General features: G+C 60.2%; 16 protein-coding genes. 9 read left to right on the forward strand and 7 right to left on the reverse strand.

What is annotated here, in order from left to right; genetic code table 11:
- Window positions 1-70: 70 nt before the first annotated feature.
- Both AC1U7K_RS01795 and rnd read left to right on the forward strand, forming a co-directional pair.
- Window positions 71-715 (forward strand): J domain-containing protein, encoded by a 645-nt coding sequence (locus tag AC1U7K_RS01795; RefSeq protein ID WP_480249085.1) that lies wholly within the window; start codon window positions 71-73, stop codon window positions 713-715.
- Between the two features lie 6 nt (window positions 716-721).
- Complete coding sequence (gene rnd, locus AC1U7K_RS01800; protein WP_480249086.1) at window positions 722-1,909, forward strand: ribonuclease D; 1,188 nt, start codon at window positions 722-724, stop codon at window positions 1,907-1,909.
- 4 nt (window positions 1,910-1,913) lie between these two features.
- Here the strand turns inward: rnd and arsC are convergent, their stop codons facing one another.
- Complete coding sequence (gene arsC, locus AC1U7K_RS01805) at window positions 1,914-2,270, reverse strand: arsenate reductase (glutaredoxin) (protein WP_480249087.1); 357 nt, start codon at window positions 2,268-2,270, stop codon at window positions 1,914-1,916.
- Between the two features lie 87 nt (window positions 2,271-2,357).
- Between arsC and AC1U7K_RS01810 the strand changes: the two genes are divergently transcribed.
- The gene (locus AC1U7K_RS01810) at window positions 2,358-2,726 is read left to right on the forward strand and encodes a hypothetical protein (protein WP_480249088.1); all 369 of its coding nucleotides are present in this window, start codon (window positions 2,358-2,360) and stop codon (window positions 2,724-2,726) included.
- A 111-nt stretch (window positions 2,727-2,837) separates the two neighbouring features.
- Here AC1U7K_RS01810 and AC1U7K_RS01815 read toward each other — a convergent pair whose 3' ends face one another.
- Together AC1U7K_RS01815 and AC1U7K_RS01820 are read right to left on the reverse strand one after the other, a co-directional pair.
- Window positions 2,838-3,242 (reverse strand): hypothetical protein, encoded by a 405-nt coding sequence (locus AC1U7K_RS01815; protein ID WP_480249089.1) that lies wholly within the window; start codon window positions 3,240-3,242, stop codon window positions 2,838-2,840.
- Entirely contained in the window at window positions 3,242-3,469 is a 228-nt protein-coding gene (locus AC1U7K_RS01820) for a hypothetical protein (RefSeq protein WP_480249090.1), read from the reverse strand. Before AC1U7K_RS01820 ends, AC1U7K_RS01815 begins: the two co-directional genes overlap by 1 nt.
- A 103-nt stretch (window positions 3,470-3,572) precedes the next feature.
- Here AC1U7K_RS01820 and AC1U7K_RS01825 point away from each other — a divergent pair, with 103 nt between their 5' ends.
- Entirely contained in the window at window positions 3,573-4,706 is a 1,134-nt protein-coding gene (locus AC1U7K_RS01825; RefSeq protein WP_480249091.1) for a citrate synthase, read from the forward strand.
- Window positions 4,707-4,954: 248 nt separating this feature from the next.
- Window positions 4,955-5,128: a hypothetical protein gene (locus AC1U7K_RS01830; RefSeq protein ID WP_480249092.1), complete on the forward strand. Its 174-nt coding sequence runs from the start codon at window positions 4,955-4,957 to the stop codon at window positions 5,126-5,128.
- A 50-nt stretch (window positions 5,129-5,178) separates the two neighbouring features.
- On the opposite strand, the gene AC1U7K_RS01835 is transcribed toward AC1U7K_RS01830, so the two are convergent.
- The 3 genes from AC1U7K_RS01835 to AC1U7K_RS01845 all read right to left on the reverse strand — a co-directional run bounded on the left by AC1U7K_RS01835 (window position 5,179) and on the right by AC1U7K_RS01845 (window position 7,994).
- On the reverse strand, window positions 5,179-6,303 hold the full coding sequence (locus AC1U7K_RS01835; RefSeq protein WP_480249093.1) for a S1C family serine protease: 1,125 nt from the start codon (window positions 6,301-6,303) through the stop codon (window positions 5,179-5,181).
- 116 nt (window positions 6,304-6,419) lie between these two features.
- Entirely contained in the window at window positions 6,420-6,575 is a 156-nt protein-coding gene (locus tag AC1U7K_RS01840; RefSeq protein WP_480249094.1) for a hypothetical protein, read from the reverse strand.
- A gap of 27 nt (window positions 6,576-6,602) precedes the next feature.
- Window positions 6,603-7,994 carry a DegQ family serine endoprotease gene (locus AC1U7K_RS01845; RefSeq protein WP_480249095.1) on the reverse strand — a complete coding sequence of 464 codons (1,392 nt, stop codon included), beginning with the start codon at window positions 7,992-7,994 and terminating at the stop codon, window positions 6,603-6,605.
- A 324-nt stretch (window positions 7,995-8,318) separates the two neighbouring features.
- Between AC1U7K_RS01845 and AC1U7K_RS01850 the strand changes: the two genes are divergently transcribed.
- Both AC1U7K_RS01850 and AC1U7K_RS01855 read left to right on the forward strand, forming a co-directional pair.
- Window positions 8,319-9,740 carry a class II fumarate hydratase gene (locus AC1U7K_RS01850; RefSeq protein ID WP_480249136.1) on the forward strand — a complete coding sequence of 474 codons (1,422 nt, stop codon included), beginning with the start codon at window positions 8,319-8,321 and terminating at the stop codon, window positions 9,738-9,740.
- Between the two features lie 158 nt (window positions 9,741-9,898).
- On the forward strand, window positions 9,899-11,290 hold the full coding sequence (locus AC1U7K_RS01855) for an FAD-dependent oxidoreductase (protein WP_480249096.1): 1,392 nt from the start codon (window positions 9,899-9,901) through the stop codon (window positions 11,288-11,290).
- On the opposite strand, the gene AC1U7K_RS01860 is transcribed toward AC1U7K_RS01855, so the two are convergent.
- Window positions 11,291-12,148: an NAD(+)/NADH kinase gene (locus tag AC1U7K_RS01860; RefSeq protein ID WP_480249097.1), complete on the reverse strand. Its 858-nt coding sequence runs from the start codon at window positions 12,146-12,148 to the stop codon at window positions 11,291-11,293.
- A gap of 220 nt (window positions 12,149-12,368) precedes the next feature.
- On the opposite strand from AC1U7K_RS01860, the gene AC1U7K_RS01865 reads away from it, so the two are divergent.
- Window positions 12,369-14,795 carry an ATP-dependent Clp protease ATP-binding subunit gene (locus AC1U7K_RS01865; RefSeq protein WP_480249098.1) on the forward strand — a complete coding sequence of 809 codons (2,427 nt, stop codon included), beginning with the start codon at window positions 12,369-12,371 and terminating at the stop codon, window positions 14,793-14,795.
- A 146-nt stretch (window positions 14,796-14,941) separates the two neighbouring features.
- Window positions 14,942-16,033 (forward strand): tRNA (adenosine(37)-N6)-threonylcarbamoyltransferase complex transferase subunit TsaD, encoded by a 1,092-nt coding sequence (gene tsaD / locus AC1U7K_RS01870; RefSeq protein ID WP_480249099.1) that lies wholly within the window; start codon window positions 14,942-14,944, stop codon window positions 16,031-16,033.
- The last annotated feature ends 154 nt before the right edge of the window (window positions 16,034-16,187 follow it).

Here is a 16,187-nt window from a genome sequence, read left to right on the forward strand (position 1 = left end):
AACGAACGGCTCCGGCTGCCTCGCGCACAGCGTTGTGCTAGAATGCGGCCTGCAGTGAAGGGGCGCCGCCATGCCGTTCACCGCGAGAGCGTACGTCAAATTCCAAGCGGGCATGCGGAAGCGGATCCTTGAGCTGCGCGCAAAGACCGAGGACTGTTTGGAATGCGCGATGGACTCAATGATGCAGGAGCGCGTGGACAGTTATTTTCGAATCGAGGAAGGGCTGGCGGAGATCGATCGGTCGCTGGGGCTGATCGAGGAGGAATTGCCGCATGTCGCGGACCTTGCGACCGCTCAGCGGCTCGATTCGCGCCTCGAGTTCATGGAGGACCGCTTCGAGGAGTTCGACAGCGAGGTGCGCCAGCGGCCGCGTCGCCGTCGTCGACGCATCAATATGGCGGACTTTTTCAAGGCGGCCGGCGGAGGAGGATCGAGCGAGGGCGCGAATGGGCGAGGCGAGATCGCGAATCCCGCCGATGCGTTCGCGGCGCTCGGGGTGGACTACGGGAGTTCCCTCACGGTGGTCACACGGGCCTTCCGGGAGCGCGCAAAGCAGCTGCATCCGGATGCGCGTGACGGGGACCGCAGCTCGGAGCCCGAGCTGCGCCGAATCATCGAAGCCTATCAGTTTCTGAAAGAGCATTTGGGTGTGAGCGGCGCCGAGCCGACGATGAATCCCGGCGGCAGTGCCGGGAGCTATTCACCCGCCGAGTAATCAGCAGTGCAGACCCACCCGACGCCGCTCTATATCGACGACCTCAAGACGTACCGGGCCTTTCTGGACCGCATCCGCGGAGAGCAGCGGCTGGCGCTCGACACGGAGTTCGTGGGGGAGGATACGTTCGTACCGAAGCTCGAGCTCATTCAGATTCTCGGCGGGTCGCATTCGGCAGTCGTCGATTTTCCCGCCGTCGGATCGTTGGACGGGTTGGCCGATCTGTTGGCCGACCCTCGCGTCGAGAAGATCGTCCATGCCGGGCGCCAAGACTTGGAGCTGTTTTACGCGCACACGGGACTGGTCCCGCAGTCGATCTTCGATACGCAAGTCGCGGCCGCGATGGTGGGGTACGGAACACAGGTCGCGTACGCGCAGCTCGTGCAGCGCGTCGTCGGGGTGAAGCTTGCCAAGGCGCACACGTTCACGAACTGGAGCCATCGCCCACTCACCCCGGAGCAAATCACCTATGCCATCGAGGATGTGTACTACTTGCTGCCGGTCCACGAGCATTTGCGCAAACGGCTCCATGCACTCGGGCGAACGGAATGGGTCGGAGAAGAGTTTCAGCGTCTGGGAGCCAAGGTCGCCGAGGCGACCCGGGAGCCCAGACAGCGCTATCAGCGGATTCGCGGGTGGGAGAACCTCAAGCCGCGCCATGCGGCCGTATTACGCGAATTGGTGGCCTGGCGTGAGGAAGAAGCACGGCGGCGAAATATTCCGCGCGGCCGTGTGGGGAGGGACGAAGTGTTGTTGGAACTCGCGCGCCATGCCCCGAAGACGATGCACGCCTTGAAAGCCATGCGAGGGCTGCATCATTCGGAAGTAGAGCGCAGCGGAGATGCCCTACTTGCGACGATTAAGCGGGGATTTGAGTCGCCGGAGCACGAATGGCCGGACATCCCCAAAGCCCGCCGGCCCGAGCCGGAGGCGGCCGGGCAGGTCGATCTGCTGCAAGCCGTGTTGAAGGCGGTGGCCCTGGAGAAGGAAATTGCGCCCAGCCTGCTCGCCAGTACGGCGGATCTTCAGGCACTGGTCGATGCCAAACACGATCGCCGGGATCTCGATCTCCCGCTGCTTCAAGGATGGCGACGAAAACTAGCGGGGGAACGGTTATTGGAAGTCGTGGAGGGGAAGGCGAGCGTGAGCATCGATCCCAAAACCGGCAGTGTCACGCTTCACCCGAGGCCGTAGCCCGTCAGGCTCGCAACATCGCTTTGATCGTCTCCGCGGGTCGTGCGAGCAGGGCACGCTCGCCCTTCTCGACGAGCGGTCGTTGAATCAAATCCGGATGCTTCAGCATCACGTCGATCAACTCATCGTCGCTCAGTTCCTTCTTAGCCAGTCCCAGCATCTTGTACGCGTCCTCCTTGGTTCGTAAGACATCCCGGGGCGTGAGCTTCGCCTTCTTGAGCAGCGTCTTGAGCTGCTGTTTCGTAAACGGCCGCTCATAATAGTTCACCGCCTCGAACGGTTCCCCACTTTCCTTTAAGAGTCGAACGGCCTCCCGGCAGGTGCTACAGGTCGGTTTTTGGTAGATCGTGATCTTTGCCATCGTTGCCCCACTTACCTTGACGTGATTTTTTCTCGCGTGCTAAGTATGAAAGCCTGATACAGGTATCGTCTCGATGCGCCAGTTCTTATGCTGACGGCCGGAACCAGTTCCACCGGTGAATTCGCCTGCGCAGGTCCGACGGCTCGGACGCTGAAGCAGCTGCGGACGAAACGCAAAGGGCAGCCCGTCTTCGTCCTGGGTCATGTGCCGGAGCGCAGCGGGCAGGAAGCAGTCTTTCAACTGTTTAACGAGCGGCTGGCCGTCGTGCAATTCGCCGACGGTGTCTCGATCGGCTATGATCCCGGCGAGTTGCTGCTGCCGACCGAGATCGACGACAAGGGCGTGGCCTATTTCGAGATCCGTCAGTGTAGTTCCTGCGACCAGCATTTCCCGCTCACCGCCGAAGAAGCCCAGTCCGACCCGGAACCCACCACATGCGCGGAGTGCCGAGCGTAGCGCAGGATGCTGAGTGACGAGTGCTGAGTGCTGAGTAAGAAACAGCCTCGAAAGAAAATATGAAATCTTGTCGTCCTACTCAGCACTGAGCGCTCAGCACTCATCACTTCCTCAGTCCACCAGCGGCGCGACCTCGAGCGCTTTGCGAAGCAAGCAATCACCCGCTATGCCTTGAAGCGTCATCGGCAGCATGCCGGCATCGAGCAGTCGTATCGAACTAATCTGATATCCCTCTGGCGTCTTCGTTCCCTCCGCGCGTAGTGAGTGACACATCTCGATCTTGCGCCAAATCGGACTGTCCGTGACGGTGTCCGAGGGAATGAGGACCGCTTCAGAAACCGTTCCGCTCGCCGACACCTGCGCTGTGACCTGTCGTTTGTCCTTCCCGACATGGGTGACGACAGCGAACAGGTCCTCGCCGTAGGAGGTGACCGGCACGGCAATCGTGACGAGTAGGAATGCTGTGAGAGCCCAAGCGCGGGCATGCAATGCCGTGGCGACGAGCGGGAGGACCATCACCGTTGCTCTAACGGCACGTCGCGAGCCGGATCACGCCGAGGACTGTCGGGTGGCGTCGGACCGCCATGGCCGATCGCGCTGGAGCCCGGTCGCTTCCCGCTTGGTGTCGCCGGCGTTGAGGTGAGCGGCTCAGATGATGGCGGAGTCACGAACAGCAAGGCGATGATTCCGGCGATTAGGGCAATCACGCCGAGCACGAGCATGATCGAGAGCACGCGTGACATCGTGCTCCGTAGTATGCCGAATGCCTCGTTGTCGGTGCAACTCCCTTGACCGAACTCCGTGGGCCCCATACTATGAAACTGATGACCAGCCGAGGAGGAATCGATGCCGCATGATTTCATGCCGGGACTCGCCGGGGTGCCTGCCGCCAAGTCGGCGGTCAGCGATGTGGACGGGCAGCGGGGCGTGCTCGAATACCGGGGCATTCGGATCGAGGATCTGTCCGACAAGTCGTCATTCCTCGAAACGAGCTATCTGCTGTTGTTTGGCCGGCTTCCAGATCAGGAGCAGCTCGCGACGTTCGCCGACAACATTACGCGTCATCGGCGCATCAAATATCGCATCGTCGATCTGCTCAAGTCGCTGCCTGAGCACGGCCATCCTATGGATGCGTTGCAGGCGGCGGTCGCCGCGCTGGGCATGTTCTATCCCGGCCGCAATGTGAAGGACGTCGAGAACAATTATTGGTCCGCCGTCCGGTTGATCGCCAAGTTGCCGACGATCATTGCCGCTTATGCGCGGCTCCGCAAAGGCGACGATTGCATCCCCCCGCGCGATGATCTCAGTTTCAGCGAAAACTTTCTCTACATGTTGACCGAAACCATCCCGCCTCCGATTTGGGTGCGGACGCTCGACGTCTGCTTGATCCTGCATGCCGAGCACACAATGAACGCGTCCACGTTCACCGGGCTCGTCACGGCGTCCACCTTGGCCGATCCCTATACGGTGGTGGCGTCCTCGATCGGCGCGTTGAAAGGGCCGTTGCACGGCGGCGCCAACGAAGAAGTGGTGCAGATGCTCAAGGAGATCGGGACGCCGGCACGCGCAAGGGCATACGTCGAGCAGAAGATCAAGGCGAAGGACAAGATCATGGGCTTCGGCCATCGGGTCTACAAAGTGAAAGACCCACGGGCGACGGTGCTTCAAGCCCTCTGCGAGCGGTTGTTCAAAGAGTGCGGGACCTCGCCGCTGTATGACGTCGCGTTGGAAGTCGAACGCGTGGCTGCGGAGCTGTTAGGAGAGAAGAAGGTGTATCCCAACGTCGATTTCTACTCGGGCATCATCTACGACAAGATGGGGATCGAGGTGGAATTCTTCACGCCGATCTTTGCGATGGCGCGCGTCGCCGGCTGGTTGGCGCATTGGTTCGAGCAGCTCAAGGAGAACAAACTCTACCGACCGGATCAAATCTACGCCGGGGAGCACAACCGGCCTTATGTGCCGATCGAGGCGCGCTGATCGGGTCTACTCAAAGAGTGCAAGAAATCTCCACAGCGCCAGCGCGACGATCAGAATCATCGCGAACATCACACCCATCCCGAGAAGTTCGAGCATCTCTCCCTCACATCACCTGGAATTGATTTCTGAATAATGCCGGGAGCCGGCGAGTCAAGGCTACGCGACGCGACGCCGGCCCTTGACGCGGCGCTGTTCGAGATTACTTACAAAGCGTCACCCTCACGCAATGCGGAAAGGAGGTGGGAATCATGATGGTCGATCTCATGAGTTCCGTCATTGATGGCACCATTGCGATGTTCGGGATGGTCTCGATGCTGGCTATCGGCCTCTGGACCATGTCTGTACATTCGGCGACTGCCTCCGACGCGAAAGAGCATACGCCGCGCACGGCCATGACGGAAGACTTCAGACAAGCGGCATGATCGAGCGAGTCTTCCATCGGAGAAGCACTTTCACGCTCGTGCTCGCCGCCTTAATCGACCGCCTGCAGCACGACCGTGGCCTGCTGCCGGCGGCCATCCCGTAGATATTCGACCATGACCTTGTCGCCGACCACGTGATGATCCAGAATCGTCAAGAGATCGTCGGCGACCCGCACCGCTTTCCCGTCGACTGCGGTGATCACGTCTCCCAGCGCGATCGCGCCCGTCCGGTTCTCGCGTAGACCCCGCAGCCCGGCCACTTCCGCCCCTCCGCCGGGCGCGACGCGCGCGATCACGATACCCTGAACCCCCAGCCGAGCGGCGAGTTCATCCGGCAAAAGGCTCAATCCCAGGCCGGGCCGGATCACCTTGCCATGTTTGATCAACTCCGGCACGATGCGGTTGATCGTGTCGACGGGCACCGCGAAGCCAATGCCGGCATACGCGCCGCTGGGGCTGATGATCTGAGTATTGATACCGATGAGGCGTCCCGAGCTTTCGAGGAGCGGCCCGCCGGAGTTGCCGGGATTGATGGCGGCGTCCGTCTGAATCACGCCGTCGATCGTGCGGTTGGTCATGGACTTGATCGTGCGGCCCACGGCGCTGACCACGCCCGTCGTCAGCGTATGATCGAGCCCGAACGGATTCCCGATCGCCAAGACCTTCTGCCCAACCTTCAAATCGCGCGAACTGCCGATCGTGATCGGCGTCAGGGCATCAGCCGGCGCGCGAATCTGCAAGACCGCCAAGTCATGATCGGGATCGATGCCGACGACGCGCGCGCGATATTCCTGGCGATCGGACAAGGTCACCGTAATGGCATCGGCGCCGTAGATGACATGAAAGTTCGTGACGATATGGCCTTCCTTATTCCAGGCGAAGCCCGACCCCGAACCTTGCGGCACCTCGAAGAGGTTGAGCGACCACGGGCCGCGGCGAAGCGCGCTGTTCGCGATGAAGACCACCGAGTGCGACGCGCGTTCGAACACGTCGATGGTCGCACGCTCATCCGGGCTCAGGTCCGATGGAGGCGAGACGGGGCGCGGTTGTCCTTCAGGCCCCGAATAGGCCGCGCCGAGCGGGCGGCCCCAGTCGCCCCGTTCCCGCACCGCCGCATATACGATCACGGCGGCGAGAATGAGGAGCGCCAACAGCGTCAGCAGATCTCGTCGCATGCGACTCATTATATATAAATTATAGTGGAGCTGTGAGCGTCGAGGTGAACACTTTAGAGAGGGAGGAGGACGGACAAGGAGGCCGGGACGAAGGCTGCTCCGCCCCGGCACGTTCTCTATGCCGCACGGCGATGAACGGTCTCCGTGTCGACGTGACGGCCCGTCATGCGCTGCCCCAGTCCGATGAGAGCGGCGCCGGCCGCCATCACGATGAAAATCGCAGCGAGACCGTCCATCCAGTTCACGTTGAAGATCGCGGCGATCGTATCCATCCGAATCACCTCCTTCTTCTTCCCGTCTTAGGGGTTGATCGAAAGGTAAATCGTGGCATTCTCGCGTGTGATCAGGAGTAAGACGCTTGATTTGGGGTCCAGTTGACTCACGGCGCGCTCAAAGTCCTGCACACTGCGGATCGGTTTGCGGTTGATTTCACGAATGACGTCGCCTGCGCGAAGACCGGCGCGCTCTGCCGGCGAGTCAGGATCCACGTCGGTCACCACGACCCCGCTCTCTTTTCGCGTCCCTTTCCCAAATCGCTCGGACAGCGGCTCGACGGTCACCCCGGCCAACGCATGCTCACCCCGTCCCTCGGCGCCGCCCCGCGACGCTTTGGCAAGGTCCTTGGGCAGCTCGCCCACGGTCAATTTCACCTCGCGCGATTCCTTGTCGCGCCAGACGGTCACGGTCACCGACGTATCGGGCGGGGTATCGGCGACAAGCGACCGAAGGTGCGTAGGGTCCTTGACCTTCACGCCGTTATAGGCGGTGACGATGTCTCCTCGCTGCAATTTTGCTTTGGCGGCCGGACTGTCGTCGAGCACGTCTGCAACGAGTGCGCCCGCGGTATCCGGCGCACCAAATTCCTTCGCGAGATCCTGTGTCACCTCTTGAATCGAGACGCCCAACCAGCCGCGGACGACCTTCCCGTGCTTGATCAAACTGTTCATGACCGACTTCGCCATGTTGGCGGGAATCGCAAAACCTATCCCCATGTTGCCGCCGGTCCGGCTGAAGATCGCCGTGTTGATTCCGACCAATTCACCCCGCAGATTGACGAGCGCGCCGCCGGAGTTCCCGGGATTGATGGCCGCATCGGTCTGGATGAAGTCTTCGTAATCGACGATGCCCATGTTTGCGCGACCTACGGCGCTGATGATGCCCATCGTCACGGTTTGACTGAGGCCGAAGGGATTGCCGACGGCAAGGACCAGCTCGCCGACTTCGAGCCGGCTCGAATCGCCCCACGGCAACGTCGGGAGATCCTTCGCGTCGATTTTGATGACCGCGACGTCGGTCTTCGGATCGGTGCCGACGATTTTGGCTTTGAACGTTCGTTTATCGGGGAGCAACACTTTGATCTCGTCGGTCTGCTCGACGACATGATTATTGGTCAGAATATACCCGTCGGTGCTAACGATCACACCCGACCCCAAGCCTTGCTCGCGGCGTTCACGCGGGGCCGGGCCTCGGCGCTCGGGAGGCTCGCCAAAAAACCGGCGGAACAACGGGTCGTCGAAAAACGGATTGGAGAATCGCTCGGTCCCCTCTTTCGCTTTCTGAGAGGAGGAAATGTTCACAACCGACGCACGGGCAAGCTTGGCTACGGCAATGAATGTTTCATTCGCGGGAAACGTGCTTGTCGCAGCGACCTGAGATGTAGCCGCCATCGCTTGCGGCGCTGCCGTCGTCATCTCGGGTGTCCGTTCTCCTGAACACTGAGTAAGTGTGAGGAGGAGGATGAGGCTCAGATGAACGGCAGTGGCCGGGACTGTCCGCCGTCGATGGATAGAGACGTTGACCCACATCATTGGGGCTTCACGCAAAGACGTGCTTTGCGACAATAGATAATGTGTCTCGTTGGCCAGTCAAGAGGATCGGGATGTGGGGCCTTGTACGTGCACATATGATGGACTAAGATTGTGCGCCTTTCGCACCGGCCAACAGGAGATTATCCGTTTATGACGACACGGAAGCAGGACAGGGACTCGCCATCGGCCCCGAGACCGAAGAATGAGATGGCCGTGACGGCCGACGTGCGGATTGAGCGTGACACCATGGGGGAACTGGCTGTTCCTGCTGGTGCTTACTACGGTGTCCAGACGGCGCGGGCGCTGGAAAACTTCCCCATCAGCGATCTCCGATTTCCGAGAGCGTTCATTCGTGCCATGGGATTGCTGAAGTCCGCCGCAGCCACTGTGAATCACTCGCTCGGGTTATTGGATAAGAAGATCTGTGACGCGATCGTCACGGCCGGCCGAGAAGTCATGGACGGCACGTGGGACGCCGAGTTTCCCGTGGACATTTTTCAGACCGGCTCCGGGACCTCAACCAACATGAATACGAATGAGGTCATTGCCAATCGTGCAGCCGAACTCATCGGCGCAACACGCGGGAGCAAGGCCGTCCATCCGAACGACCATGTGAACCTGGGTCAGTCGAGTAATGACGTCATCCCGACGGCGATCCATGTCGCGGCCGTCGATCTCATCGAACGGCGTCTGACCCCCGCTTTGACGCGCCTTCACCAGGCGCTCTCCGCCAAGGCGAGGGAGTTCGACGGGATCGTGAAGATCGGCCGCACGCATTTGCAGGACGCCACCCCTGTCCGGTTGGGCCAAGAATTCGGAGGCTACGCCCGGCAAATTGAGTTGGCGCTCGAGCGGGCGCGCCACGCGGAAGAGGTGTTGAGCGAAGTGGCGCTCGGTGGGACCGCCGTCGGGACCGGGCTCAACGCCCATCCGGAGTTTGCACGGCGCGCCCTGGCCATTGTGTCGGAGGAGATCGGCCGGCCGTTCCGCGAGGCCACGAATCATTTCGAAGCACAGTCGGCTCAAGATTCCGTGGTGCAGGCCAGCGGCGATCTCCGGACTGTTGCCGTGAGCTTGATGAAGATCGCCAATGACGTCCGGTGGCTCGGATCCGGACCGCGATGCGGGCTGGGCGAGATCGTTCTACCAGAAACACAGCCTGGATCGTCCATCATGCCCGGGAAGGTCAATCCCGTCATCGCCGAATCGGTCACGATGGTCGCCGCTCAAGTCATTGGAAATGATGTGACGATCACGGTCGGAGGGCAGGCGGGAAATTTCGAATTGCTCGTCATGTTGCCGGTGATGGCCTATAACCTCCTGCAGTCGATCGAACTGCTCGCCTCATCGTCGATGAATTTTGCGGCCCGGTGTATCGAGGGGCTGAAGGCCGATGAAGAACGTTGCCGGAATACGATCGAGAAAAGCCTTGCCATGTGCACCGCGCTGGCGCCCGAGATCGGGTACGATGCGGCCGCGAAGATCGCGAAGGAGGCGTATCGAACCGGGAAGACGGTTCGGGAAATCGCGCGCGCTCAACACGTGCTCCCCGATGAACGTCTCGACGCCCTCCTCGATCCCTGGCGGATGACCGAACCCGGCGGGCCTGTCGGCTCCGCCGGCGGCTGAACCACCGCCCTGGTCGATGTCCGACAACCCGCGCGCTGGAGCGCTTACCGAGTCCTTCCATTTTGACAAGCCGAAGAACCCTATGCTAAAGTCGCCAAATTCTTGAGGACTAATGCTTAGTTGGCGCGTTTAGGCGAGCCTAATTGTCGAGGAGGACGATGAGCAGCGCGAACTCCGATGAGCAACGCATGCACGTGGTAATCGTGGTGGGCGCCGGCCCGGCCGGCATGTCTGTCGCCAATCTCATGTCGAAGGCGGGCCATGAGGTCGTCATTCTGAACCGGGACATCAAGTTCGGCGGTCTGGCGGAATACGGCATCTTCCCAAGCAAGCTGAAGCTCCGGGGCGGCCTGCGGAAATCGTATTGGGAAATCGTCGAGCGCCCGAACGTCCATTATTTCGGCAACGTCTCCGTTGGACATGGGAAAGACCTCACAGTGGACGATCTGCGAAGCTTGGGTGCGAGCGCCATCGTCTTCGCCACCGGCGCGCAGGGCACCAAGACGATCGGCGTTGAAGGGGATTCGGCGGCCGGCGTCTTTCACGCCAAGGACGTCGTCTATCATTTCAATCGATTGCCGCTGCTCAGCGGCCGACCCTTTGAGATGGGAAAACGTGTCGCCGTCATCGGGGTGGGCGACGTCATGGTGGACATCGCGCATTGGCTCATCAAATACAAGCGCGTGGAGCAAGTGACGGCGATTGCGCGCCGTGGTCCCGTCGAACGGAAATACAATCCGAAAGAGATCCGGGCGATTTGTGCCAACATTGACCACGGAGCTCTGAAGGAAGAATTCGCGCGTATTCGGACGCGACTCGAGGCGGTCGGGCAGGACCCCGATAAGATCCTTAAAGAGATGACCGAGGAGTTCACGAAGTGCGAACCGAAGGTCAGCGAGACAAAAATGGGGTTCCGTTTCCTGGCCTCGCCCAAGCGCGTCCTTACCGATAGCCAGAACCGAGTGCGTGCGTTGGAGATCGAGGAGACGAAACTGGAGCCGAAAGGGCAGGATACGGCGGCAGTCGGCTTGAAGCAGTATTACGAGTTTCCGTGCGACAGTGTCGTCTTTGCCGTCGGCGATCGCGTGGATGAAACGGTCGGCCTTCCTTATAAGAATGGCATTTTCGTGACGAACCCTAAGCCGTCCGGCAATGATCCGGATGATTCGCTCTTTCAGGCTTACGATGAAGCGTCGGGCAAGGTGGTCGATGGCGTGTTCTTGACCGGTTGGGCGCGGAAGGCCAGCGAAGGCCTCGTCGGAATTGCGAAGCGCGACGGGGAGTGGTGCGCGGAAGTCATGGCGCGATACCTACAGACACAGCCCGCGCGGGAGCGGAAGGCCATTGAAGCTGTGCTGGACCGCCTGAGGAAGCACTTGCAGGAACGGAATGTCGAGACCGTGGAAGCTCACGAGTTGCGTCTCTTGGAAGCGGCCGAGAAGGAATGCGTGGAGCGAGGCGACTGTATCGGAGAATTTAAGTTTGCAACCAACCAGGAAATGATCGAGCGGATCCGGCAGCGGCAGACAGTCAAAGCCAGTTCGGGCTAGCTACCAGCTATCACCCCACCGCAGTTTTCGCCGCAACACGTCATAATAGGTGTGATCAGGGAAGCGGATGAGGCGCGTTCGATGCTCCGAGGCGCCGATCGTCACCGTGTCGCCCTGCACCATAGCAATGCCGACCTGACCATCAAACGTCGTCATCGCTCCCTCATCTTTTCCGGTCAAGACCACCTCGAGCGTCACCGTGCTGGGAATCACGAGCGGTCGGTGCGCCAAGGTGTGCGGGCAAATGGGCGTGAGCATCAAAGCCTCGACGGACGGATTGATGATCGGTCCTCCTGCGCTGAGCGAGTAGGCCGTCGAACCGGTGGCCGTCGCGATAATCAAACCGTCACCGCGAAGCCTGGTCACGAATTGGCCGTTGATCGAAATTTGGATTTCGATCATACGCGCGAGTGTTCCTTTGCTGACCACGACGTCGTTCAGTACGGTTGCATGCGCCACGTGCTCGCCGTGTCGATCGATTCGCGCGCGCAGCATCATCCGCTCATCGACGTGATACTCGCCGGCGAAGATTTTTGTCAGCGTCGGGTACAGCGTCTCCACGCTGACTTCGGTGAGAAATCCGAGTCCGCCCATGTTCACACCAAGGATCGGGATTTCGCGCTCCTCGACAAGACGAGCCGCGTTCAGCATCGTGCCGTCCCCACCGAGGACGATCAGCATGTCGGCGAGTGCGGCCATCTGCGGTTTCTGGTGCGGCATGGTTTCGCCGATCAGTGCCGCCGTCTTGTTGTCGAGCACCACGGTTTTCTCGCGCTCCCGCAGCCACGAGACGAGGTCTTTGAGAATCGGTTTGACGTCGGGGAATTTTGGCTTGGTGAGAATGCCGATCGTCTTCATGATGACCCTTGGTTTGGTGCGGAAGCGAACGGCGCGCGGGAAGGGCGATTTTATCGGCACGCCGGAATTCTTGTCAATGAATGGTGGCGCGGGCGCATGTGACGCATACAGATGGGGCATCGGCCCTTGACACGCTTGTGTTCGGTCGATAGAATTACGGCAAGAATTTCGATGGTTTTCCCACTGTTTCTCTCACCGCAGCATCCACAGAGGAGGTAGGATGTTCGAACGCTTCACGGATAAGGGTCGCAAGATCATCATCCTCGCCAGAGAAGAAGCTGAGCGCCACCAGAACGACTATCTCGGCACCGAACATCTGGTCTTGGCTATTCTCCGTGAAACGGACGGCATCGCCTTGATGATCATTAAGAAGATGGGCCTCTCCACCGAGCAGATTCGCCTCGAAATCGAGCGGAATCTGCCGAGCGGCGGGACCACGATGACGTTCGGGGAGATCCCGTTCAGCCCTCGCGTGAAGAAAGTGATCGAGTACGGCGTCGAGGAGGCGCGGCTCCTTGGCCACAACCATATCGGCGGGGAGCACCTGCTGCTGGGTCTGCTGCGGGAAGAAGAAGGGATCGGCGGAAAGATCTTGCGCAGCTTGGGCGCGAATCTGCTGACAGCGCGTCAACTCACCGTCACGTTTCTTCGGAAGTCAGCGCCTCGCGAGCGGGACCGCAAGAGCAATACACCGGCGCTCGATGAGTTCGGGCGCGACCTCACGCAGCTTGCGCAGGAAGGCCAGCTTGACCCGGTTATTGGTCGGGCCGACGAGATCGAACGCGTGCTCCAGATCCTGAGTCGGCGCACCAAGAACAACCCCGTGTTAATCGGCGAGTCCGGTGTCGGAAAGACGGCGATCGTGGAGGGTCTTGCACAGCGCATCGTGCAGTCGGAAGTGCCCGACAATCTGCTGTCGCGGCGCGTCATTGCGCTCGACCTCGGCTCGCTCGTCGCCGGCACGAAGTACCGCGGCCAGTTCGAAGAGCGTCTGAAGGTCGTGATGAAGGAAATCGCCCAGGCTGGCAACATCATCATCTTTATCGACGAGCTGCACACCCTGGTCGGCGCCGGGGCTGCAGAGGGTTCGATCGACGCCTCGAATATGCTCAAGCCGGCGCTCTCGCGTGGCGAGATCCAATGCATCGGCGCCACCACCCTGGATGAATATCGGAAGCACATTGAAAAAGATGGCGCGCTGAAACGGCGCTTCCAGCCGATCTATGTGCAGCCGCCGAGCATCGAAGAGACGATCCGCATCATTCAAGGTTTGCGTGATCGTTATGAAGAGCATCACGGCGTCGAAATCACCGAAGAGGCGATCGTCGAGGCGGTCAAACTTTCCGACCGCTACATTACAGATCGCTTCCTTCCGGATAAGGCTATCGACCTCATCGACGAAACGGGGTCACGGGCAAAGCTTCAGACGTACGCACTGCCGAACGAGCTGAAGGCGCTCGAGCAAGAACTCAAGAAGGTATCGCGCGAGAAGGAAGTCGCGATCTCGCTTCAGAACTTCGAGGAGGCGGTGAAGTACCGCGAGGAAGAGGAGCGGCTGCGGAAGTTGCTCGAAGAGTCCAAGCGGGAATGGAAGAAGAACCAGGAGAAGAATCGCCCGGTCATCACCAAAGAGGATGTCGCCTACGTCGTCTCGAAGATGACGGGGATCCCCTTGTTCAAGCTGGAGGAGGAAGAGTCGAACAAGCTCCTCAATATGGAGGAGTTCCTCCACAAACGAATCGTGGGACAGGAAGAAGCGATCTCGGCGGTGTGCCGAGCGATCCGTCGGTCGCGTGCCGGTCTCAAGGATGCGAAGAAGCCGATCGGCTCGTTCATCTTCCTTGGCCCAACGGGTGTCGGCAAGACCGAATTAGCGCGCGCCTTGGCGGAATTCCTCTTCAATACCGAAGAAGCGCTGATTCGGATCGACATGTCCGAGTACCAGGAAAAATTCACGAGCTCGCGACTGTTCGGGGCACCTCCCGGGTACGTTGGCTACGAAGAGGGCGGCCAGTTGACCGAGCGTGTACGGCGCCGGCCGTATTCAGTCGTGCTCTTCGATGAAATTGAAAAAGCGCACCCGGACATCTTCAACGTCATGCTGCAAGTGCTGGATGACGGCGTACTCACGGACAGTCTCGGGCGGAAGGTCGACTTCAAGAACACGGTCATCATCATGACCTCCAACTTGGGGACCAAGCTGATCCAGAAAGGCGTGTCCCTAGGCTTCCATCGAGAGCAGGGCGATCAGGATCGGCGGATCAAGGATGACGTGCTTGCCGAGTTGCGGCGGTCCTTTAGTCCGGAGTTCTTGAACCGTATTGACGAGATCGTCGTCTTCCATCCGCTCGAAAAGCAGCACTTGATCAGCATCACCGATATCTTGATCAAGGAACTGAACGCTCGTCTGCTCGATCGTGGCGTGCAGCTGGAGGTCGGCGAGGACGTGAAGCAGTGGTTGATCCAAGAGGGGTATCAACCGTTGTACGGCGCCAGGCCGATGCGCCGGACCATCCAGAAAAACATCGGTGACCCGTTGTCGGAGGAGCTGCTGCGCGGTCGCTTCAAGGATGTGCGGAAGATCAAGGTGGTGTTGAGGGACAATGCACCGACGTTCGTGGAAGCGGAAGCCATGGCAGGTGTGTAGCTAGCAGTGAAGATCCGGACGGCTGCACCGATCACCATAACGGAAGCCGTCGCCGGTTCGTGAGTACCGAAACGACCCTCGGATGCGCATCCGAGGGTCGTTTTGTCTTTAAGACAAATCGTCCGTCCACCCAGTATGATAGCGATATGATGTTGGCTAGACCGCTGATCTTGGGCATCGAAACGTCGTGTGATGAGACGGCGGCAGCGGTGGTTGACGGCCACGGCCGTGTCGGCGCCAGCGTCCTGTCGTCCCAGCACGATGTGCATCAACGTTACGGCGGTGTGGTGCCCGAATTGGCTGCACGTCGGCACATCGAGGTGATTGAAGGCATCGTGTCGGATGCGATGGCGAAGGCCTCAGTGTCATGGAGCGATCTAGATGCCGTCGCCGTGACGCGAGGTCCCGGTCTCGCCGGCGCGCTGCTCGTTGGCGTCACGTTTGCGAAGGCCATCGCGTACGCCCGTGGCCTACCCCTGGTCGCTGTCAATCATTTGGAAGGCCACATGGCATCGGCATGGGTGGAATGCCCGGACTTGCCGACACCCTGTGTGATGCTCGTGGTGTCGGGAGGGCATACGCATCTCTTTCTCGCTGAAGCACAAGGCAAGTATCGCCTCGTGGGACGGACGTTGGATGATGCGGCGGGTGAAGCCTTCGACAAAGGCGCCAAGATGTTGGGGTTGGAGTATCCGGGCGGACCGGCCATTGATCGCGAAGCCAAACATGGATGCGAGAATGCCGTCTCATTTCCACGGGCTTACATCAAATCAGGCAACCTTGACTTTAGCTTTAGCGGTCTGAAAACGGCATTGCTCTATCACCTGCGCAATCTCGATCGTGCCGGTCGTCCGAGGCGCGTCGCCGACCTTGCGGCTTCCTATCAGGAAGCGATTGTTGAGGTGCTGGTGGAAAAAGCCTTTCGAGCGGTTCAGCGCTTCGGCACGCCCTCTTTGGCGGTGGTCGGGGGCGTATCGGCAAATTCGCGGCTGCGGACGCTTCTCGCTGAACGCGCCGACGGCCTCGGGGTTCGGCTCGCCATCCCGCGCCCGGGTCTCTGTACAGACAACGCGGTCATGATCGCCGCCGCCGGCCTGCAAGCGTATCGAAACGGCCGTTTCGTAGGATGGGACTTGGAGGCGGACGCGGATTTGCCGCTCTGCGATACCCTGGACTCCTTGCCATTGCCGCGCACGGCCCGCCAGCACGAGCGGTCTACTTCGGTGCAGCGAGGATAACATTCCTACCGTCCTGGGAAACATTCACGGTCTCAAGCCGAGCCACCTGCTCCGCCTTCAACACCTGTATCGACGTCGGGTTCCGGTCGAGAAGGTCATCACGCCCGAGCTGGCGCGTACTTGTACCGAATTATCGGCGGAGATTCGCTCGCAA

The organism is Nitrospira sp. Vd2, assembly GCF_979581665.1.